Source organism: Saccharopolyspora oryzae (assembly GCF_027853915.1).
Classification (GTDB): domain Bacteria; phylum Actinomycetota; class Actinomycetes; order Mycobacteriales; family Pseudonocardiaceae; genus Saccharopolyspora; species Saccharopolyspora oryzae.
Window position 1 is genome coordinate 1 of record NZ_JAQGLA010000112.1, and the last position, 18894, is coordinate 18894.

At 70.8% G+C, this 18894-nt stretch carries 19 protein-coding genes; 11 read left to right on the top strand and 8 right to left on the bottom strand.

Features of this window, described 5'->3' with window-relative positions; genetic code table 11:
* Window positions 1-83 precede the first annotated feature (83 nt).
* The gene (locus OU415_RS34890) at window positions 84-857 is read right to left on the bottom strand and encodes a hypothetical protein (protein WP_270953889.1); all 774 of its coding nucleotides are present in this window, start codon (window positions 855-857) and stop codon (window positions 84-86) included.
* Between the two features lie 139 nt (window positions 858-996).
* Between OU415_RS34890 and OU415_RS34895 the strand changes: the two genes are divergently transcribed.
* The 3 genes from OU415_RS34895 (at window position 997) to OU415_RS34905 (ending at window position 3482) form a co-directional block, all read left to right on the top strand.
* On the top strand, window positions 997-1812 hold the full coding sequence (locus OU415_RS34895; RefSeq protein WP_270953874.1) for a DUF3097 domain-containing protein: 816 nt from the start codon (window positions 997-999) through the stop codon (window positions 1810-1812).
* 76 nt (window positions 1813-1888) lie between these two features.
* Entirely contained in the window at window positions 1889-2320 is a 432-nt protein-coding gene (locus OU415_RS34900; protein ID WP_270953875.1) for an NfeD family protein, read from the top strand.
* A gap of 85 nt (window positions 2321-2405) precedes the next feature.
* Window positions 2406-3482 (top strand): SPFH domain-containing protein, encoded by a 1077-nt coding sequence (locus tag OU415_RS34905; protein ID WP_408641973.1) that lies wholly within the window; start codon window positions 2406-2408, stop codon window positions 3480-3482.
* Window positions 3483-3547: 65 nt separating this feature from the next.
* On the opposite strand, the gene OU415_RS34910 is transcribed toward OU415_RS34905, so the two are convergent.
* From OU415_RS34910 to OU415_RS34920, 3 genes are all read right to left on the bottom strand, one after another.
* Window positions 3548-3916 (bottom strand): VOC family protein, encoded by a 369-nt coding sequence (locus OU415_RS34910; RefSeq protein WP_270953890.1) that lies wholly within the window; start codon window positions 3914-3916, stop codon window positions 3548-3550.
* Window positions 3822-4772: an AraC family transcriptional regulator gene (locus OU415_RS34915; protein WP_270953877.1), complete on the bottom strand. Its 951-nt coding sequence runs from the start codon at window positions 4770-4772 to the stop codon at window positions 3822-3824. The genes OU415_RS34910 and OU415_RS34915 overlap by 95 nt, the downstream gene beginning before the upstream one ends.
* A 141-nt stretch (window positions 4773-4913) precedes the next feature.
* On the bottom strand, window positions 4914-5633 hold the full coding sequence (locus OU415_RS34920; RefSeq protein ID WP_270953878.1) for a GntR family transcriptional regulator: 720 nt from the start codon (window positions 5631-5633) through the stop codon (window positions 4914-4916).
* A 69-nt stretch (window positions 5634-5702) separates the two neighbouring features.
* On the opposite strand from OU415_RS34920, the gene OU415_RS34925 reads away from it, so the two are divergent.
* Entirely contained in the window at window positions 5703-6983 is a 1281-nt protein-coding gene (locus OU415_RS34925; RefSeq protein WP_270953879.1) for an MFS transporter, read from the top strand.
* A 130-nt stretch (window positions 6984-7113) separates the two neighbouring features.
* Window positions 7114-8553 carry an aldehyde dehydrogenase family protein gene (locus OU415_RS34930; RefSeq protein WP_270953880.1) on the top strand — a complete coding sequence of 480 codons (1440 nt, stop codon included), beginning with the start codon at window positions 7114-7116 and terminating at the stop codon, window positions 8551-8553.
* A gap of 5 nt (window positions 8554-8558) precedes the next feature.
* Here OU415_RS34930 and OU415_RS34935 read toward each other — a convergent pair whose 3' ends face one another.
* Window positions 8559-9458: a LysR family transcriptional regulator gene (locus OU415_RS34935; RefSeq protein WP_270953881.1), complete on the bottom strand. Its 900-nt coding sequence runs from the start codon at window positions 9456-9458 to the stop codon at window positions 8559-8561.
* A 224-nt stretch (window positions 9459-9682) separates the two neighbouring features.
* On the opposite strand from OU415_RS34935, the gene OU415_RS34940 reads away from it, so the two are divergent.
* Window positions 9683-10597, top strand: coding sequence for a YeiH family protein (locus OU415_RS34940; RefSeq protein WP_270953891.1), 915 nt, complete (start codon window positions 9683-9685; stop codon window positions 10595-10597).
* Window positions 10598-10649: 52 nt separating this feature from the next.
* On the opposite strand, the gene OU415_RS34945 is transcribed toward OU415_RS34940, so the two are convergent.
* Together OU415_RS34945 and OU415_RS34950 are read right to left on the bottom strand one after the other, a co-directional pair.
* The gene (locus tag OU415_RS34945; protein WP_270953882.1) at window positions 10650-12053 is read right to left on the bottom strand and encodes an amidase; all 1404 of its coding nucleotides are present in this window, start codon (window positions 12051-12053) and stop codon (window positions 10650-10652) included.
* A gap of 1 nt (window position 12054) precedes the next feature.
* Complete coding sequence (locus OU415_RS34950) at window positions 12055-13032, bottom strand: D-2-hydroxyacid dehydrogenase (protein WP_270953883.1); 978 nt, start codon at window positions 13030-13032, stop codon at window positions 12055-12057.
* Window positions 13033-13296: 264 nt separating this feature from the next.
* Between OU415_RS34950 and OU415_RS34955 the strand changes: the two genes are divergently transcribed.
* The 4 genes from OU415_RS34955 (at window position 13297) to OU415_RS34970 (ending at window position 16139) form a co-directional block, all read left to right on the top strand.
* Window positions 13297-13791, top strand: a complete 495-nt coding sequence (locus OU415_RS34955; protein WP_270953884.1) for a DUF3830 family protein — start codon at window positions 13297-13299, stop codon at window positions 13789-13791.
* A 13-nt stretch (window positions 13792-13804) separates the two neighbouring features.
* Window positions 13805-14563, top strand: coding sequence for a maleate cis-trans isomerase family protein (locus OU415_RS34960; protein ID WP_270953885.1), 759 nt, complete (start codon window positions 13805-13807; stop codon window positions 14561-14563).
* A gap of 107 nt (window positions 14564-14670) precedes the next feature.
* Window positions 14671-15432, top strand: coding sequence for a maleate cis-trans isomerase family protein (locus OU415_RS34965; protein WP_270953892.1), 762 nt, complete (start codon window positions 14671-14673; stop codon window positions 15430-15432).
* Window positions 15433-15446: 14 nt separating this feature from the next.
* On the top strand, window positions 15447-16139 hold the full coding sequence (locus tag OU415_RS34970) for a GntR family transcriptional regulator (RefSeq protein WP_270953886.1): 693 nt from the start codon (window positions 15447-15449) through the stop codon (window positions 16137-16139).
* A gap of 63 nt (window positions 16140-16202) precedes the next feature.
* On the opposite strand, the gene OU415_RS34975 is transcribed toward OU415_RS34970, so the two are convergent.
* Entirely contained in the window at window positions 16203-17684 is a 1482-nt protein-coding gene (locus tag OU415_RS34975) for an NAD-dependent succinate-semialdehyde dehydrogenase (protein WP_270953887.1), read from the bottom strand.
* A 103-nt stretch (window positions 17685-17787) separates the two neighbouring features.
* On the opposite strand from OU415_RS34975, the gene OU415_RS34980 reads away from it, so the two are divergent.
* On the top strand, window positions 17788-18894 hold a 1107-nt coding region (locus OU415_RS34980; RefSeq protein ID WP_270953888.1), incomplete at its 3' end, for an aspartate aminotransferase family protein.

An 18894-nucleotide genomic window follows, 5' to 3' on the forward strand; every position in this document is an offset into this window, starting at 1 on the left:
GTTCTCGTTCCTGGTCTGAGACCACCTGAACGAAGAGGGGCGCTTCCCGCCGAGCTGATCGGTGGGCAGCGCCCCTTCTGGTTTCAGGACTGCGTGGTGCGGTCGGCGAGCACGCGGACCATCTCGGCGACCGAGGCGCGGCGTGCGGCGCGGACCGCGTCGAACAGCGGGCGCAGCGCGTCGGTGCGGGCGCGGATCGCCGAGGCGGACAGGGCGCCGCCGGGGGCGTCGTCGGTGGCCACCCACAGGATCGCTTCGACCTCGGCGGCGCGCTGCAGGATCCGCAGGGTGCGCTGCGGCACGTCCTCGGGCCAGTCGGGCGCCGGCCGGGACGCGACGGTCGCGGCGATCTCCTCGCGCACGCCCGGACGTTGCTTGGCGACACCGAGTTCGATCAGCGCGGTGGCGGCTTCGCGCATCGCCGAGGCCATGCCGTGCTCGGCTTCGCCGATCGGCAGGTGCTCGGCCGGCGGCAGCTCGCCGATGGCGAACACCGTCCAGCGCAGGATCCCTTCGGCGATGCGTTCCGGGACCAGCCCCAGACCGGCCTCGGGCAGCACGACGGCTTCACCGGTGCGCATGGCCAGCTTCGCGAACGGGTTCGATCCGCCCAGTCCGCGGGCATCGCCGGGAACCGGCAGCACCAGCTCGCCGTTGGTCGCGCCCGCTCTGCGCAGCGCGGCCAGCAGCAGCGCGGGACCGGCGGGGGTGTCGTGCGGGCCGGGGAGTTCCAGGCGCGCGGCCAGGTCTTCGTCGGCGGCGCGGATCTCCTGGGATTCGGCCCAGGTCTGCAGGGCGTCGAGCACGTCGTCGGAGGCGGCTGCACCGTGCAGCCAGGCGGACGTCCAGACAACCATCGTGGCGCTTGGGCAAGGCACGTCGAGAAAGGGTACGGACCCGGTCGCGGATTCCGCGTCGGGGGGAGGGCGAGTGTGATCTGCTCGGTGCGGCGCGCCGCACCCCGAGGATCGACCGATCGGATTACGGTCACACCTCGTGCGTTCGTTTGACTACGGCAAGGACGTCCTCGCGGGCCCGCGGCGCAAGAAGGTGCCCGAGATCCCCGCCGAACCCGGCCTGGTGGTCGAAGACCCCGCCAGCGGGTTCTGCGGGGCGGTGCTGCGGGTGGAGAAGGGCAACGTGGTGCTCGAGGACCGCCACGGCAAGCAGCGGCTGTTCCCGTTGCGCCCGGCGGCGTTCCTCTTCGAGGGCAAGCCGGCGACGCTGGTGCCGGTGCCTGCGGCGGTGCGGAGCAAGCCCGGCCGGTCGGCGTCGGGTTCGGTGCGCGTCGAAGGACTGCGGGCGCGCACGGCTCGCGGCAGCCGGATCTGGGTGGAGGGTCTGCACGACGCCGAGCTGGTGGAGCGGATCTGGGGCCACGACCTGCGGGTCGAGGGCGTCGTCGTGGAGCCGTTGCACGGCGTGGACGACCTGCCCGGTCTGCTCGCCGAGTTCGGTCCAGAGCCGGGGCGCCGGGTGGGTGTCCTGGTCGACCACCTGGTGGCGGGCAGCAAGGAGTCCCGGCTGGTCGAGGGCATCGACGATCCGCACGTGCTCGTCACCGGCCACCCGTTCGTGGATATCTGGGAAGCGGTCAAGCCGCAGGCCGTGGGCATCCCGGCCTGGCCGGAGGTGCCGCGCGGCACCGACTGGAAGCAGGGCGTGTGCGCGCGGCTGGGCTGGGGAGAACCGGCCGACGGGTGGCGCCGGGTGCTGGCCGCGGTGTCGGGGTTCCGCGATGTCGAGGCGCCGCTGCTGGCCGCGGTGGAGCAGCTCATCGACTTCGTGACGGTGGATTCGCCCGGGCGCTGAACCGGACGAAGTCACACGTTGATCACGCCCAGGGCATCTGGCCTCGCGGTCCTGGTCGGTCTGCCACCATGGGGGTATGACGCCCGCGTTGCTGTGGTTGATCGCCGGGGTGCTGCTCGTCGCCGCTGAGGTCCTCTCCGGCGAGTTCGTCCTGGTGATGCTCGGCGCTGCGGCGCTGGGCGCCGCCGGCTCGTCCGCGCTGGGCGCTCCGCTGCCGGTGGACGCTGTGGTCTTCGCGGTTCTGGGACTGGGGTTGATCTTCATCGCGCGACCCGCGCTGAAGCGGCGGCTGCACCACCCCCTGGAGATCAAGACCAATGTGGACGCACTCGTGGGCAAGCGAGCAGTGGCAGAATCCACTGTGGACGTCCATGGTGGGCAGGTGCGCATCGACGGTGCGCTGTGGTCGGCGCGGGCGATGGACGAGACGCAGGTCATCGAGGCAGGTCAGACGGTCACCGTGATGGAGATCGCGGGGGCGACGGCAGTGGTGTCGGCCGAGCCGTGAGGAAATGAGGGTGGAGTTGACTAGCGGACTTATCGTGCTGGTGGTCGTGGTGCTGCTGGTGCTGATCATCGCCGTGAAGTCGGTGATGGTGGTGCCGCAGGCCCAGTCGGCCGTGATCGAGCGCCTCGGCAAGTTCCGCTCGGTGGCCGAGCCGGGGCTGAACTTCCTGGTGCCGTTCCTGGACCGGGTTCGGGCCCGGATCGACCTGCGCGAGCAGGTCGTGTCGTTCCCGCCGCAGCCGGTGATCACCCAGGACAACCTGACGGTGTCGATCGACACCGTGGTGTACTTCCAGGTCACCGACTCGCGGTCGGCGGTCTACGAGATCTCCAACTACATCGTCGCGGTCGAGCAGTTGACCACCACCACGCTGCGCAACGTGGTCGGCGCGATGAGCCTGGAGGAGACGCTGACCTCCCGCGACGCGATCAACACGCAGCTGCGCGGGGTGCTGGACCAGGAGACCGGACGGTGGGGCATCCGGGTCGCCCGGGTCGAGCTGAAGGCCATCGATCCGCCGCCGTCGATCCAGGACTCGATGGAGAAGCAGATGCGCGCGGACCGGGAGAAGCGCGCGATGATCCTCAACGCCGAGGGTGCTCGGGAGTCGTCGATCAAGACCGCTGAGGGGCAGAAGCAGGCGGCGATCCTGGCGGCCGAGGGCCAGAAGCAGGCGGCGATCCTGTCCGCCGAGGCGGACAGGCAGTCCAGCATCCTGCGGGCGCAGGGTGAGCGGGCCAGCCGCTACCTGCAGGCGCAGGGCCAGGCGAAGGCGATCGAGAAGGTCTTCGCGGCGGTCAAGCGCGGCAAGCCGACGCCGGAGCTGCTGGCCTACCAGTACCTGCAGACGCTGCCGCAGATGGCGCAGGGCGACTCGAACAAGGTGTGGGTGGTGCCCAGCGAGTTCGGCAAGTCCCTCGAGGGCTTCGCGAAGATGCTCGGCGCGCCCGGCGACGACGGCGTCTTCCGCTACGAGCCGCCGAAGGAGGAGCCGCCGGCTTCGGTGCCGGAGGAGGAAGAGGAGTCGGTCAAGTCCTGGTTCGACACCTCCACCACTCCGGAGGTCGCCGAGGCGGTCCGCGCCGCCGAGGCGGTGGCGCGCAAGGAGGTGCCGAGCCCGACGCTCGGCGGCCAGATCGCACCGCCGGAGGAATCCAGCTGAGCTAGCAGAGTTCGTTGAGGGCGTCCGCTTCCGGAGCGGGCGCCCTCAACTCGTTTCCGGGGTCTTCAGGTTCCCGGGTAGGTCCCGAAGCTCCAGATGTTGCCCTCGGGGTCGCGGACCACGAAGTCGCGCGACCCGTAGTCCTGGTCCTGGGGCGCGTAGAGGGATTCGGCGCCGGCGGCCAGGGCGCGCTCGTACAGCGCGTCGGGCTCGTCGGTGACCACGTAGTTGCTGGCCGAGCCCTTCTGCTGGGCGAACGGGCTTTCCGGGTCGCAGGTGCCGATCATGATGCCGCCGCCGTGCGGCCAGCGGAGCTCGGCGTGCACGATCTGGCCGTCGTCACCGGGAACGATCAGGGCTTCTTCGAAGCCGAACGCCTCGACCAGGAAGCGGATGCCCGCTTTCTTGTCGAGGTAGGGGACCAGGGGCCAGATCGCGGTTCGCGTCGTGTTCGTCGTCATGCCCCGAGGATGCGTCGCCGAGGTGCGTCGCGCCTTGGACGAATGGAAGCTCCTCGGCGATCCACTGCGATGGGGTCATCCCGGTGAACTCCCGCCAGTCCCGGTTGAAGTGGGCCTGGTCGGAGTACCCGCAGTCGGCGGCGAGGTCGGCGAGGCCGGCCGGATTTCCCGCGATGAGGTGGCGGCGTGCGCTCTGGAAGCGCATGACGCGGCCGAGCAGCTTGGGGGAGAGGCCGAACTCGCGGCGGAACCGCGCGCCGAGGTGCTGGCGGCTCCAGCCGACTTCATCGGCCAGGGCGGAGACGGGGACGTGCCCGTCTGTTTCGGCCATCCGCCGCCAGATCCAGCCGAGTTCGGCCGAGGGCAGGGCAGCGGGGGAGGTGAGCCGGTCGAGTTCGCCGCAGAGGAGGTCGAAGCGGTCGCTCCAGGTGGTCGCCGAACGCAGCCGCTCGGTGAGTTCGGCGGCGGTGGGGCCGAGCACGTCGGACAGGTGGATGCCGGTGTCGGCGAGCTCCCCGGCGGGCACTCCGAGCAGAGCGCGGGCGCCGAGCGGGGTGAGGCCGAGCTGGATGCCGTGCTGGAGCTCGCCGTGCTCGACCTGCGTGGGCTTGCTGTGCAACCCGCCGACGAGCGCGGTGTAGGAGACCTGGGGACCGGACTCGAAGCTGACGTCCACGGTCTCGTCCAGCGTGATGATCAGCGTCAGGTCCGAGGAGGGGAGCCCGCGGTGCACGCCGGGCGCGGAGTGCACCCGGTACCCGCTGATGTCGCTGATCAGCGCTCGCAGCCGGGGTGGTGGCGTCGACTTGACGAACTGCGACGGAGTCACACCCCGAGGCTAGGGGGTCGGCACCGCGCCTGTGGTGGGAAACGCGGGCAAAGCGGTTTGATTGCATTGATTACTTCAGTGTTGACTGAAGTTAATGCCCAACGCGGCAGCACCAAGCGTGCCGATGCGGGAAAAGCAGCTTCAGAGGGCGGAGTCGGGATCGAGGTAGCGGCCGCCGGCGATCCCGAAGGCGCGGACCGTGCCGAGCAGGTGCTCGCGCAGCCGGGACTTGGCCAGCTCCGCATCGCCGTCCCGCAGCGCTGCTGCTACCTGGGCGTGCTGGTGGGTGATCCGGGGGCGGACGGTGTGGGTGCGGGCCGTGGCGGTGATGCGCATCTGCTTGTCGCGCAGTGCGTTGTAGAGGTCCGCGACCACCGGGTTGCCCGCCGCGGCGACCAGCGCGGCGTGGAAGGCGCGGTCGGCTTCGTGCATGTCGGCGTCGCTGAGCTCGTCGGTGTCGCAGGCCGGGTGCTCGGCGAGCTGTTCGCCGACGGCCGTCATCGCCTCGGAGCCCTGCATGGCGAGCTTGTCGATGGCGAAGCTCTCCAGGGCCAGGCGGGCTTCCACCACGGCGTGGGCTTCGGCGGCCGTCACCGGCACGACGAGAGCACCACGCTTGGGGTAGAGGCGGAGGAATCCCTCGGTCTGCAGGCGCAGGAAGGCCTCGCGCACCGGTGTGCGGGACATCTGCAGCGCGCCGGCCACCTCGCCCTCGGACAGCAGCTCGCCGTCCGGGTAGCTGCCGTCCAAGAGACCGGCCTTGACGTGCTGGTAGGCGCGGTCGGCAGCGGGCGCCTCGGGGCGGTTGCCCGAGGTCGCAGTGGCGGAGGACACGGCTTCGCGTGGTGTTGCGCTCGACACGAGGTCATCGTACTTCCACCCATCTTGTATCTAAGGTGAATACAAGTTTTCCCCGAGAGGAGTTTCCAGTTGTCCGGCACGGTCACCGCCCCGCCTCCCGCCGAAACGCGGGCCGATCACGGCACCTCATCGCGCAAGGCGTGGTTGGTGTGGGGGATCGGCGCGATCTGCTACTGCGCGGCGCTGTTCCACCGCGCCAGCCTCGGCGTGGCCTCGCCGGAAACGATGCAGCGCTTCGACATCGGTCCCGCGATGCTGTCGGTGTTCGCGGCCCTCCAGCTGGGCATCTACCTGGTGCTGCAGGTGCCGTCCGGGCTGCTGGCCGACCGGTTGGGGCCGCGGAAGGTGATCACCGGCGGCATGGTGGCGCTGGCCCTGGGGTCGGCGGTGTTCGCGGTGAGCGGCTCGATCGTCGGCGGCATCGCCGGTCGGATGCTGATCGGCTTCGGCGACGCGTTCATGTTCACCAACGTGCTGCGGCTGGCCGCGCACTGGTTCCCGCCGCACCGGTACGGCAAGGTCGCGGCGATCACCGGTCTGGCCGGCGGTCTGGGCCAGGTGGTCTCGACGCTGCCGCTGGGGCTGGCGCTGCACAGCCTCGGCTGGGTGCCCACCTTCGCCGGGGCGGCGGTGCTGACCGCGGCGCTGGCGCTGATCGCCGGGCTGGCGATCCGCGATCGGCCTGGTCACGCCGTGGTCCCGAGCGAGCCGGCGCCGGAGCGGGAGCGGATCGGGCACACCCTGCGCCACGTCGTCGCGCAGCGGGGCACCAAGCACTCCTTCTGGGTGCACTTCGTGCTGATGGCGCAGTTCGTCGCGATCACCACGCTGTGGGGCGGTCCGTGGCTGACCGAGTCGCAGGGGCACGGCCAGGCGCAGGTCGGGACATTGCTGCTGATCAGCGTGGTGGGCTTCATCGCGGGGTCCTGGTTCGCGGGCCAGTTCGTCTCGGGGCGCCCGGGGCGGCGCGACCGGTTCAGCTTCGGCCTGTCCTGCGCGGTCGCGGCGGTGTGGGCACTGCTCGTGCTCTGGCCCGGCGTGCTGCCGATGTCGCTGCTGGTGGTCGCGCTGGTGGTCATCGGCGTCGGTGGCGGTTCGGCGATGCTGGCCTTCGACGGAGCGCGGATGGCCAACGCCGAGCACCGCTCGGGGACGGCCTCGGGCGTGGTCAACATGGGCGGTTTCAGCGCGTCGGTGATGATCCAGCTGCTGGTGGGCGTGGTGCTGCAGCTCGTGTCCTTCCTGCCCGCGGCGCAGGCCTACCGCTGGGCGTTCCTGCCGGTGCTGGCGCTGGTGGCGCTGGGCACCTTCGCGCAGTGGTGGCTGCGCGACCGCACCTCGGCGGCCTGATCTCGCGGACTGCGACGCGCTCGCGGGAGCGGCGTTGTGCGCGGCCGGTGCGGTTGTGCGGATAGGGTCGGGCGGCGGACGTGGCCACCCGGTCGGCCAACGGCGGCCGACCCAGCGATGGAGGTTGTCCTTGACCGCAGCGCTGGAACTGCACAACTTCGTCGGCGGAGAACCCGCGCAGACCCTGGCGGGGGAGACCTTGCCGCTGGTCGACCCGAGCACCGGCGAGGAGTACGGCAGCAGCCCGCTGACCCGCTGGATGGACGTGGACGCGGCGATGTCGGTGGCGGCGTCGGCGTTCGAGTCCTGGTCGTCGACCACACCGCGGCGCCGGCAGCAGTTGTTGCTGGAAGTCGCCGACGCGGTGGAGGACCGCGCGGAGGAGCTGGTGCTGGCGGAGTGCCGCAACACCGGCAAGCCCTGGTCGGCGGTGCTCGACGACGAGCTGCCGATGGCGGTGGACCTGATCCGCTTCTACGCCGGGGCGGCGCGCGTGCAGGAGGACGGGGCGGGTGGTGAGTACCAGCCGGGGATGACCTCGTTCTCCCGCCGCGAGCCGATCGGGGTGTGCGCGCAGGTCACGTCCTGGACGCATCCGCTGCTGCTGGCGGCGGCGAAGTTCGCTCCGGCGCTGGCCGCGGGCAACACCGTGGTTCTCAAGCCGGCGGAGACCACTCCGGTCAGCTCGGCGTTGCTGGCCGAGATCGCGGGGGAGCAGCTGCCGCCGGGTGTGCTCAACCTGATCTGCGGCGATCGCGACAGCGGCCGGGCGATGGTGGCGCACGAGGTGCCGGGGATGTTCTCGATCACCGGCACGGTGCGTTCGGGCATGGAGGTCGCGGGTTCCGCTGCTGCCGACCTCAAGCGCGCGCACCTCCAGCTGGGCGGCAAGGCCCCGGCGGTGGTGTTCGACGACGCCGACGTGGCCCGGGCGGCGCGGAAGATCGCGCTGGCGGCGTTCGGCAACGCCGGGCAGAGCTGCACCGCGGCGAGCCGCGTCCTGGCCGGTCCGGGTGTGTACGAGGAGCTGGTGGCGGAGCTGGTGCGGTGGGCCGAGGCGATGCGTCCAGGGCCGCCGCAGGATCCCGACGCCGCGTTCGGCCCGCTGAACAGCCTCGGGCAGCTGGAGCTGGTGCAGGCGCACTTGGCGAGGCTTCCCGAGCACGCGCAGGTGCTGGCCGGTGGTGGTCGCAAGGGGGAGCGGGGGTTCTTCCACGAGGCGACGGTGGTCGCCGGGGTGGAGCAGGACGACGAGCTGGTGCAGAACGAGGTCCTGGGCCCGGTTCTCACGGTGCAGCGCTTCGAGACGGATCAGGAAGCGGTGGAGCTGGCCAACGGGGTGCGCTACGGGCTGGTGGCCAGCGTGTGGACACGTGATCACGCGCGGGCGATGCGGGTGTCGCGAGGTCTGCAGGCGGGCACGGTGTGGATCAACACCCACCACCCGCTGGCGACGGAGATGCCGCACAGCGGCTTCAAGCATTCGGCCTCGGCCCGCGACTTCGGCCGCTACGGCCTCGAGGAGTACAGCCGGATCAAGCACGTCATGTCCGCCTGGGACGAGGACTGATCAGGTCAGTCCTCGGTGCGGGTGGCGATGGCGAGCAGGGCTGCGGCAGAGCCGGTGAGGTGCAGGCCTGCTCGCCAGACGGCGTGCAGGGGTCGGCGCAGGTCGAGGTCGGCGACCGGGATCTCGACCAGGCGGTGTTCGGCCAGGTCGGTGGCCACCGCCAGGACGCTGAGCACCGCTGGGCCGGCGCCTGCGACGACGGAGTTGCGCACGGCGGTGGTGGAGCGCAGTTCGAGCAGCGGGGACACCGGGTCGGCGCCGACCTCGGCGAGGGCGCGGTAGAGGGTTTCGCGGGTGCCGGAGCCGTGTTCGCGCACGATCAGCGGGGTGGCGGCCAGTTCGGTGGCGGTCAGCGGTCGGCGCAGCCGGGTCCAGGGGTGTTCGGGCGGGGCGACGACGGCCATCCGGTCGCGGGTGACGAAGCGGACCGAGACGCCGTCGGGCGGGGTCGGGGATTCGATGAACCCGAGTTCGGCTCCGCCGTGGCGGACCGCTTCGGCGACGGCGACCGAGTTGGCGACGTCGAGTTCGACGTGCACGTCGGGCAGTGCGACGCGCAGTCGGCTGAGCCAGCGGGGGACCAGGTACTCGGCGATGGTCATGCTGGCCGCGACGCGAAGGGTGGCTTGCTGCTGGGCCCGCAGTGCTCGGACGCCGTTCATCAGCCCGTCGACGTGGGCGAGGACCTGCTTGGCCCAGTCGCAGACCATGACCCCGGCGGCGGTGAGCGTGCAGCCCTGGCGGGTGCGCTGCACCAGCGGTAGGCCGAGTTGGCGTTCGAGGCGGCTCAGCCGCTTGCTGGCCGAGGGTTGGCTGACCTGCAGCTCGGCCGCGGCGGCGCCGATGCTGCCGAGGTCGCCGACCAGCACGAGCAGTCGCAGCGATTCGGGATCGGGCGGGGTCATTCCTTCAGGGTAGGTACTGGCATGGGTGTTTGGGAGCCGGGTGCCGTTCCCCTGCGGGTTGGGCATTCCATCTGGTTATGACGTCCTGTGCAGATCACGGCTACTGCGCGGCGCTGCGGACAGCGAACCTTGCAGTCGTGACGAAGACGTTGAACCCTGCGCGAGCAGGTCTGGTGGCGTTGTGGCCTGGACTCGTCGTGACGGCCGTGGCGATCGTGGTGTCGATGGTGATCGCGGGCTTGCTCCCGGCGGTCAGCGCGCTGACGGTGGCGGTGGTGCTGGGCATCGTGGCGGGCAATGTGCCGGGGTTCCCGGCGTCGGCGCGTGCCGGAGTCGCCTGGTCGACCAAGAAGCTGCTGCGCAGCGGAGTGGTGCTGCTGGGATTGCAGTTGTCGGTGACGCAGGTGCTCGGGCTGGGCGCGGGCACCGTGGTGTCGGTGCTGCTGATCGTGGCGTTGACCTTCGCGGGCACGTTGCTGCTCGGCCGGCTGCTGGGGATCTCGCGGGGCCTGTCGATGCTGGTGGCGACCGGGTTCTCGATCTGCGGGGCGTCGGCGGTGGCGGCGATGGAGAGCGTGGTCGAGCGCGATGACGAGGACGTGGCCACCAGCGTGGCGATGGTGACGGTGTTCGGGACGATCTCGATGCTCGGGCTTCCGGTGCTGTTCGAGGCCTGGGGGCTCTCGGCCGAGCAGGTCGGGCGGATTGCCGGTGGCAGCGTGCACGAGGTGGCGCAGGTGGTCGCGGCGGCTTCGCCGGTGGGCGCGGCGGCGGTGGCGATCGCGGTGGTGGTCAAGCTCAGCCGGGTGGTGCTGCTGGCGCCGATGGTGGCGCTGGTCAGCCTGCTGGAGCGGCGGCGCCACGTCGGTGGCGGCAAGCGTCCGCCGATCATGCCGCTGTTCGTGCTCGGATTCCTGGTCGCGGTGGCGGTGCGAACCACGGGTGTGCTGCCGGAGGCGGTGCTCGACGGGGCCAAGCAGCTGACGACGGTGCTGCTGACCGGTGCGCTGTTCGCGCTCGGGTTCGGCGTCCGCATCAAGGCGTTGCTGCGCAACGGGCCCAAGGCCTTCGTCCTCGGTGCCTGTTCGACGCTGCTGGTGACGGCCCTCGGCGTCGTCACGACGCTGACCCTCGCATGAGCGAAGGGCGCCTTCGAAGTCGAAGGCGCCCTTCAACGTGCTCGGTGCTGCTTCACGGAGGAGTGGGGCGCTGCCAGGGGCGGGCCTGCTCGAACGCACGCGCAGCGCGCAGGATGGTCGCGTCGGCGTGGCGCGGACCCACGATCTGCAGCCCGATCGGCAACCCGTCACCGGTCCGTCCACAAGGGATGCTCACGGCGGGCTGCTGGGTCATGTTGAACGGGTAGGTGAACGGTGTCCAGCTCGTCCAACGAGATTCGGTGGAACCGGGCGGCACCTCGCAGCCCGCTTCGAACGGGGGGATCGGCACGGTCGGCGTCAGCAGCAGGTCGTAGGTCTGGTGGAAGGCGCCCATGCGCTGCCCGAGCAGCATGCGCGTGTTGGTGGCCTCCAGGTAGTCCTGGGCCGAGTAGGTCAGCCCCTGCTGGCAGATCTCGTGCAGACCCGGGTCGAGCAGTTCGCGCTGCTCGGCGCTGAGGTGCTCGACCGACTTGGCGGCGCCGGCGAACCACAGGACGTGGAAGTCGTCCACCGGATCGGTGATCCCCGGGTCGGCCTGCTCCACCACGGCACCGAGCTCTTCGAAGGTCCGCGCGGCCTCGGTGACGGCCCGGGCGATCTCCGGGTGCACCTCGGTGCCGAAACCCAGGTCGAGGCTCACCGCGATGCGCATCCCGCGCACGCCGGAGTCCAGACCGTCCACGAAGGACGCGGCGGGCGGTTCCAGCGCGGACCAGTCGCGGACGTCGGGCTCGGAGAGCACGTCGAGCATCAGCGCGGTCTCGGTGACGGTGGTGGTCATCGGCCCGGCGTGCGCGAGGGTTCCGTAGGGGCTGGCGGGGTAGTGGGGGATGCGGCCGTAGGTGGCCTTGAGCGCGACGATCCCGCAGAACGACGCGGGGATGCGCACGGATCCGCCGCCGTCGGTGCCGATGGCCAGCGGCGCCATGCCCAGCGCGACGGCGGCTGCGGCACCGCCGCTGGAGCCGCCGGCGGTGAGCGCGGGGTTCCACGGGTTGCGGGTGATGCCGGCCAGCGGGCTGTCGGTGACGCCCTTCCACGCCAGTTCCGGGGTCGTGGTCTTGCCGACGAACACGGCGTTGTGCTCGCGCAGCCGGGCCACGGTCGGTGCGTCGACGTTCCACTGCTGGTCGGGGTCGATGGTGCGGGAGCCGCGCAGCGTCGGCCAGCCCTCGGTGAGGAAGATGTCCTTGATCGAGGTGGGCACCCCGTCCAGCCGCCCCGCGGGTTCACCGCGCTGCCAGCGTTGTTCGGAGGCGAGGGCCTGCTGCAGCGCCCGGTCGCGGTCGACCAGGCAGTAGGCGTTGACGGCGGGATCGGCCTCGGTGATGCGGTGCAGGACGGCCTCGGTGGCTTCCACCGGGGACAGCTGGCCGCTGGCGTAGGCGGCGAGCAGTTCGGGAGCCGTGAGGTCGGCGGGCTGGGTGTCGGCCAATTCAGTTCTCCGTTCCGCTGATGTATCCCCGCTGCTTGTCCACGACGTTGCTCAGCTGCGCCCCTTCGGTGTAGGCGCGCACGTTGGCGATGAACAGGTCGACGAGCTCGTCGACCCAGCCGACGGTGTCGCCGGACATGTGCGGGGAGATGAGCACGTTGGGCATCTCCCACAGCGGCGAGCTCTCCGGCAGCGGTTCGGCTTCGAAGACGTCGAGCGCGGCGCCGGCGAGCTGCCCGGTCTGCAGGGCGGCGACGAGGTCGCTCTCCACGACGAGTTCCCCGCGGGCGACGTTGATCAGCCGCGCGCTGGGGCGGCAGTGGGCGAGGGCTTCGGCGTCGACCAGTCCCTTGGTCTGCTCGGTCAGCGGTGCGGCCAGCACGATGTAGTCGAAAGCGCCGATGACGTGCGGCAGATCGCTGGAGGCGTGCACGTCGCCGAAGTCCGGGTCGCCGGAGCGGCCGATCCGTCCGGCGCCGGAGACGCGCATGCCCGCCGCGGTGAGCTGGCGGGCGATGGCTCGCCCGATCGGTCCGGTGCCCACCACCAGCGCGCTCTTGCCCGCGATGCGTTCGGTGACGCGGTGCTGCCACTGCTTTCGGTCCTGCAGGCGCAGCGTGGTGTGCATGTCCTTGGCGAAGGTCAGCACGGTGCCCAGCACGTACTCGGCCATGGGGCGGTCGAAGACGCCGCGGGAGTTGGTCAGCACGACGTCGGAGTCGCGCAGTTCGGGGAACAGCAGGCGGTCCACCCCGGCGCTGGAGGAGTGGATCCAGCGCAGCGCATCGGCGTGCGGCCAGGCCTCGGGGATCGCCCCGGAGCGGAAGTCCCAGACGAACAGCACGTCCGCGCCGACCACGGCGGTGGGCAGCTCCTCGGCTTCGGCGTAGCGGAGTTCGGCGCAGGTGCTGATGCGCTCGAGCTCGGCGGGTGGAGTTCCGCCGTGCAGGGCCACGACGGTGGGGGTGCGGTTGATCATGTGCCGACCTTATGGCTCGTCGGGGCCGGTCGCCGGTTGCGACGCGGTGCGGGCGTGGCGCGTCAACTCGGAATTTCCCGCCCCAGCCTGGGAAAACACACACGGCTGGAGGCATTGACACGCTAGGAAGCGCTCGTAGGATTGTCAACAATCCACGGGTAATCCTCGGCGGACGAGGTGATTCCACCCGACCCGGTCACCGGGGGAGGTGGGGCCGGAGGAGATGAGTCAAAAGTCCCCACTCCTTGCGAACGGAAGATCCCTATGCCCAGGTACCTGTCCATCACGCTGGAAAAGCGCGGCGTGTCCTGCGTGGCCGAACTGCTGGACAAGGACGCGCCCCGGACCTGCGAAGCGGTGTGGCAAGCGCTCCCGCAGGTCGGGCCGGTGCACCACGCCAAGTACGCGCGCAACGAGATCTACACGATGGTGCCGCGGTTCGCCGCTGACGAGCCCGGTCAGGAGAACCCCACGGTCACCCCGATCCCCGGCGACGTCGTCTACTTCTCCTTCCCCGGCGGCATGCTCGACCGCGCGTTCAAGGAGGAGAAGAACATCCACGAGCTGCCGGGCGTGATCGACCTGGCGATCTTCTACGGGCGCAACAACCTTCTGCTCAACGGCGATGTCGGCTGGGTGCCGGGCAACGTCTACGCCACCATCGTCGAGGGGCTGGACCGGATGGCCGAGGCGTGCAACGACGTCTGGCGCTCGGGCAGCATCGGCGAGACCCTTCGCTACGACCGCTACGAGGGTTGACGGGAGCGCCGATATGCCGCCTGACTTCCTCGGGTCGGTGCCCGGTCCGCCGCCGCAGCGCGGCGTGGGGGTGATCGCTCCGTTCGACCTGGCGCTGGACCGCGAGCTGTGGCGGTGGACCCCAGCGGAGGTGTCGCTGTACCTGACGCGCACCGCGTTCGTACCGGTGCCGGTGACCGTCGAGCAGGCCAACCTGGTCTCGGACGAGGCAGCGGTGCACGGTGCGACCCGCGACCTGCTGACCCCGGAGCCGGAAGTGGTGGCCTACGCCTGCACCTCGGGCAGCTTCGTCAACGGTGCCACCGGTGAGCGCACGCTGGTCGAGGTGATGCGGCAGGCCGGCGCTCCGGCCGCGGTGACCGCCTCGGGTGCGCTGGTGCAGGCCCTGCAGCTGCTGGGCATCGGTCGGATCGCGGTGGCCACGCCCTACGTGGCCGCCGTGACCGACCGGCTGGGCGACTTCCTCGACGAGTACGGCATCGAGGTGGTGGCGAGCATGGGGCTGGGCCTGCTCGGCCAGATCTGGAAGGTCGACTACCGGCAGGTGGTGGAGATCGTGCGCTCGGCCGACCGGCCCGAAGCCGAGGCGATGTTCATCAGCTGCACCAACCTGCCCACCTACGACATCATCGGCCCGCTCGAGCAGGAGCTGGGCAAGCCGGTGCTGACCGCGAACCAGGTCACCGTCTGGGCCGCGCTCCGCGCGATGGGCCTGCAGGCGGTGGCGCCCGAGCAGCGGTTGATGCAGGCAGTGGACGTGCCTGCCGCGTAAAGATCGAATCACGACCACATGTCCGCGGCGAACCGTGCGGTAACATTGTCAACAATCGACCGGTCGCCTGAAGGTTCGCGGCGGTGGCAATCCGACGTCGACGAAGGATGGAGCACCCGGTGCCGCACACCGCAGGAATTCTCTACCCCGGCTACAGCGCCGAAGACGACTACCCCACCCTCGAACGCCTGCTCGGCGACGACGTCCGCCTCCCGCTGGTGCACACCCTCATGCGCGAGGACGCCCACCGGGTGGACGCGCTGCTGGACATCGGCTCGGAGGAGGTGCTCGCCGAAGGCGCCCGCGAGCTGCTGGACCGCGGCGTGCAGTCGGTGATCTGGGCGTGCACCTCGGGCAGCTTCGTCTTCGGCTGGCAGGGCGCGCGGGAGCAGGTGGAGAAGCTGCAGGCCGTCACCGGCCTGCCGACCTCCAGCACCTCCTTCGCGTTCGTGCACGCCGCAGCACGTCTCGGGCTGCGGCGGGTCGCGGTGGCCGCGACCTACCCGGCTGATGTGGCCGCGAAGTTCGTGGAGTTCCTGCAGGCCGCCGAGCTGGAGGTGGTGCGGCTGTCCAGCCGCGGCATCATCACCGCCGCCGAGGTGGGCACGCTCGGGCGCGATGAGGTGCTGGCCTTCGCCGCGGCCAACGACGACGACCGGGCCGATGCGCTGCTGATGCCCGACACCGCGCTGCACACCGCAGCGTGGCTGGACGAGCTGGAAGAGGAGCTCGGCAAGCCGGTGCTCACCGCCAACCAGGTCAGCGCCTGGGAGGCGCTGCGGCTGGCCGGGGCTCAGCAGGCGCGCGACGGATTGGGCGAGCTGTTCCGCAGGGGAGCAGTCGGGGAGCGCAGTGGCTCCCCGGATTGAGGAGATGGTGTCAGGTGCTCGGGACCGACGAGCAGAACCAGCAGCCGGGTGAGTTAGAGCCGGTGCAGCGCAAGTCGACCGCGGCGATCGTGGCCGATCAGCTGCGCGCGGCGATCATGTACGGATCGCTGCCACCCGGCAGCCAGTTGGGTGAGGCCGAGCTGGCCGCCCGGCTGGGCGTCAGCCGCGGCCCGCTGCGGGAGGCGATGCAGCGGCTGGTCGCCGAAGGACTGCTGCGCAGCGAGCCGCACCGCGGGTTGTTCGTGATGGACCTCGACGCCGAGGACGTCCAGGACATCTACCTGGCGCGGCTGGCGGTGGAGCGCGCGGCGTGCGAGCAGATCGTGCGCCACCACCGGGTGGAGGCGGTGGCCGAGCTGACCGCCGCGCAGAGCCGGATGGTCGCGGCCGCGGGCAAGGGCGACCCGATAGAGCTGGCCGACGCCGACCAGGAGTTCCACGAGACGCTGGTGCGGGTCTCGGGCAGCGCGCGCCTGCAGCGCATGGCGCAGACCCTGCTGGTGGAGAAGCGGATGTGCCTGACCGCGCTGCAGGACAAGTACCACGCGGACGTCCAGGCGCTGGTCGACGAGCACAAGGGACTGGTGGACGCCATCGAGTCCGGCGACGAGAAGGTCCTGCTCGAGCGCCTCGAAGCCCACATGACCGACGCGCTGGACCGGCTTAACGGCTCCATGGCGAGCTGACCGGGCGCTGAACGAACTCGGCGGGGCCTCGAGCACTTCGAGGCCCCGCCGAACTTGTCGGGATCACAGACCGCCCACGGCGATGTACTTGGTCTCCAGGAACTCGTCGATGCCGAACTTGCCGCCTTCCCGGCCCAGCCCGGAGTGCTTGACCCCGCCGAAGGGGGCCGCCGGGTTGGACACGATGCCCTGGTTGAGGCCGACCATGCCGGTCTCCAGCGCCTCCGACACCCGCAGCGCGCGCTGCACGTCCCGCGTGTAGAGGTAGCTGACCAGTCCGTACTCGGTGTCGTTGGCGCGGGCGATGACGTCCTGCTCGTCGGTGAAGGTGCTGATGGGCGCGACCGGGCCGAAGATCTCCTCCCGGCTCATCCGCGCTTCCAGCGGCACGTTGGCCAGCACGGTGGGCTGGTAGAAGTAGCCGTCGCCGTCGGCGGCCGAACCACCGGTGACGACTTCAGCTCCGCGCTGCACGGCGTCGCCGACCAGATCGGCGACCTTGCCCAGCTGGGTGTCGTCGATCAGCGGCCCGACCTGCACGTCCTCGGCGACGCCGCGACCCACCTGCATCGCGGCCATCCGCTCGGCGAGCCGTCGGGAGAACTCCCCGGCGACGTCGGCGTGCACGTAGAACCGGTTGGCCGCCGTGCAGGCCTCGCCGCCGTTGCGCATCTTGGCCAGCATCGCGCCGTCGACCGCGGCGTCGAGGTCGGCGTCGGCGAAGACCAGGAACGGCGCGTTGCCACCCAGCTCCATCGACACCCGCAGCACCTGGTCGGCGGACTGCTCGATGAGCTTGCGGCCCACCGCGGTGGAGCCGGTGAACGACAGCTTGCGGGCGCGACCGTCGCGGATCATCGGTTCCATCAGCCGGCCGGCGCTGCGCGAGGTGACGACGTTGACCACGCCGTCGGGCAGCCCGGCCTCCTGCAGGATCTCGGCGAGCGCCAGCATCGACAGCGGTGTCTGGTGGGCGGGCTTGATGACCGAGGTGCAGCCCGCGGCGATGGCCGGACCGATCTTGCGGGTGCCCATCGCCATCGGGAAGTTCCACGGGGTGATCAGCAGCGCCGGGCCGACGGGCTGGCGCATCACCAGGAACCGGCCCGCCCCGTTGGGGGCCACCGCGTAGTCGCCGCCGATGCGCACCGCTTCCTCGGCGAACCAGCGGAAGAACTCCGCGGCGTAGGTGATCTCGGCGCGCGACTCGGTCAGCGGCTTGCCCATCTCGAGGGTCATCAGCAGCGCCAGGTCCTCGTGCCGGGACATGATCAGCTCGTAGGCGCGGCGCAGGATCTCCCCGCGTTCGCGCGGCGGGTGCTTGGCCCAGCTCGGCTGCGCCTCGCTCGCGGCGGTGAGCGCGGCCAGGCCGTCCTCGGGGGAGGCGTCGGCGACCGAGCACAGCACCCGGCCGGTCGAGGGGTCCTCCACTTCGTAGCTGCGGCCGGCGTCGGCCGGGCACCACTTGCCACCGATGAGCAGCTGCTTGGGAGCGGCGTCGACGACGGTGGCCTCTCGGGGGTGCTGTTGGACGGAAATGGTCATGGCACGCCTTCCGGCTCGGAGGTGGACAGCGACGCTCGGTGATGGTTGCATAACACGCGAGATTGTCGACAATCCTACATTTTCACGACGCTTGGAGTCGATCATGGCTGAGCTCTCGCCGGCGCTCAAGCAGGCCACGCCGGTCCTGGCCGCCCGCGGCGAAGGGATCTACCTCTACGACGAGCAGGACCGGCGGTACCTGGACTTCACCGCCGGCATCGGGGTCACCAGCACCGGGCACTGCCACCCGCGCGTGGTCGAGGCCGCCCAGCGCCAGGTGGGCACCCTGATCCACGGCCAGTACACGACAGTCATGCACCGCCCGCTGCTCGAACTCACCGAACGGCTCGGTGAAGTCCTGCCATCGGGTCTGGACCGGCTGTTCTACGTCAACTCCGGCAGCGAGGCCGTCGAAGCCGCGGTGCGGCTGGCGCGGCAGGCCACCGGACGGCAGAACATCGTGGCCTTCCAGGGCGGCTTCCACGGTCGCACGATGGGCGCCGGGGCGCTGACCAGCTCCGGGACGAAGGTGCGCGCCGGGATCGGCCCGATGATGCCCGGGGTGGTGTTCACCCCGTTCCCCGAGCCCTACCGGCACCGCTGCAGCGAAGCCGACGCCGTGCGCTACGCGCTGGCGGAGTTCGACCAGCTGCTGGTCACGGTCAGCTCCCCGCGCGACACCGCAGCGATCATCATCGAACCGGTCCTGGGCGAGGGCGGCTACCTGCCCGCACCGCCGGAGTTCCTCACCGGCCTGCGCGAGCGCGCCGACCGCCACGGGATCCTGCTCATCGTCGACGAGGTGCAGACCGGTGTCGGCCGCACCGGCCGGTTCTGGGGTCACGACCACGCCGGGATCCGCCCCGACGTCCTGATCACCGCCAAGGGCCTGGCCAGCGGATTCCCGCTGTCGGCCATCGCCGCGCCGGACGAGTTGATGAGCAAGGCGTGGCCAGGTTCGCAGGGCGGCACCTACGGCGGCAACGCGGTGGCCGCCGCCGCAGCGATCGCCACCCTGGACGTGGTGCGCGAGGAGAAGCTCGTGGAGAACGCCGCCGACCAGGGCCAGCGGCTGCGCGACGGGCTGCGCGGATGTTCGACGCGATCGCCAAGGACCAGCCGATCCCGCAGGACCTGCTCGGCACGTAGTCCCCGGACACGATGTGGCCCGCTCCCGAAGCTCGGGGAGCGGGCCACATCGCCGTTGGGA

Bases quoted from the DNA above. Each gene is read 5' to 3' on its own strand.
- OU415_RS34890 (WP_270953889.1), bottom strand. From the start codon at position 857: ATGGTTGTCTGGACGTCCGCCTGGCTGCACGGTGCAGCCGCCTCCGAC.
- OU415_RS34900 (WP_270953875.1), top strand. From the start codon at position 1,889: ATGACGCCCGCGTTGCTGTGGTTGATCGCCGGGGTGCTGCTCGTCGCC.
- OU415_RS34905 (WP_408641973.1), top strand. From the start codon at position 2,406: ATGGTGGTGCCGCAGGCCCAGTCGGCCGTGATCGAGCGCCTCGGCAAG.
- OU415_RS34935 (WP_270953881.1), bottom strand. From the start codon at position 9,458: ATGACCCCGCCCGATCCCGAATCGCTGCGACTGCTCGTGCTGGTCGGC.
- OU415_RS34940 (WP_270953891.1), top strand. From the start codon at position 9,683: ATGGTGATCGCGGGCTTGCTCCCGGCGGTCAGCGCGCTGACGGTGGCG.
- OU415_RS34950 (WP_270953883.1), bottom strand. From the start codon at position 13,032: ATGATCAACCGCACCCCCACCGTCGTGGCCCTGCACGGCGGAACTCCA.
- OU415_RS34955 (WP_270953884.1), top strand. From the start codon at position 13,297: ATGCCCAGGTACCTGTCCATCACGCTGGAAAAGCGCGGCGTGTCCTGC.
- OU415_RS34960 (WP_270953885.1), top strand. From the start codon at position 13,805: ATGCCGCCTGACTTCCTCGGGTCGGTGCCCGGTCCGCCGCCGCAGCGC.
- OU415_RS34965 (WP_270953892.1), top strand. From the start codon at position 14,671: ATGGAGCACCCGGTGCCGCACACCGCAGGAATTCTCTACCCCGGCTAC.
- OU415_RS34975 (WP_270953887.1), bottom strand. From the start codon at position 17,684: ATGACCATTTCCGTCCAACAGCACCCCCGAGAGGCCACCGTCGTCGAC.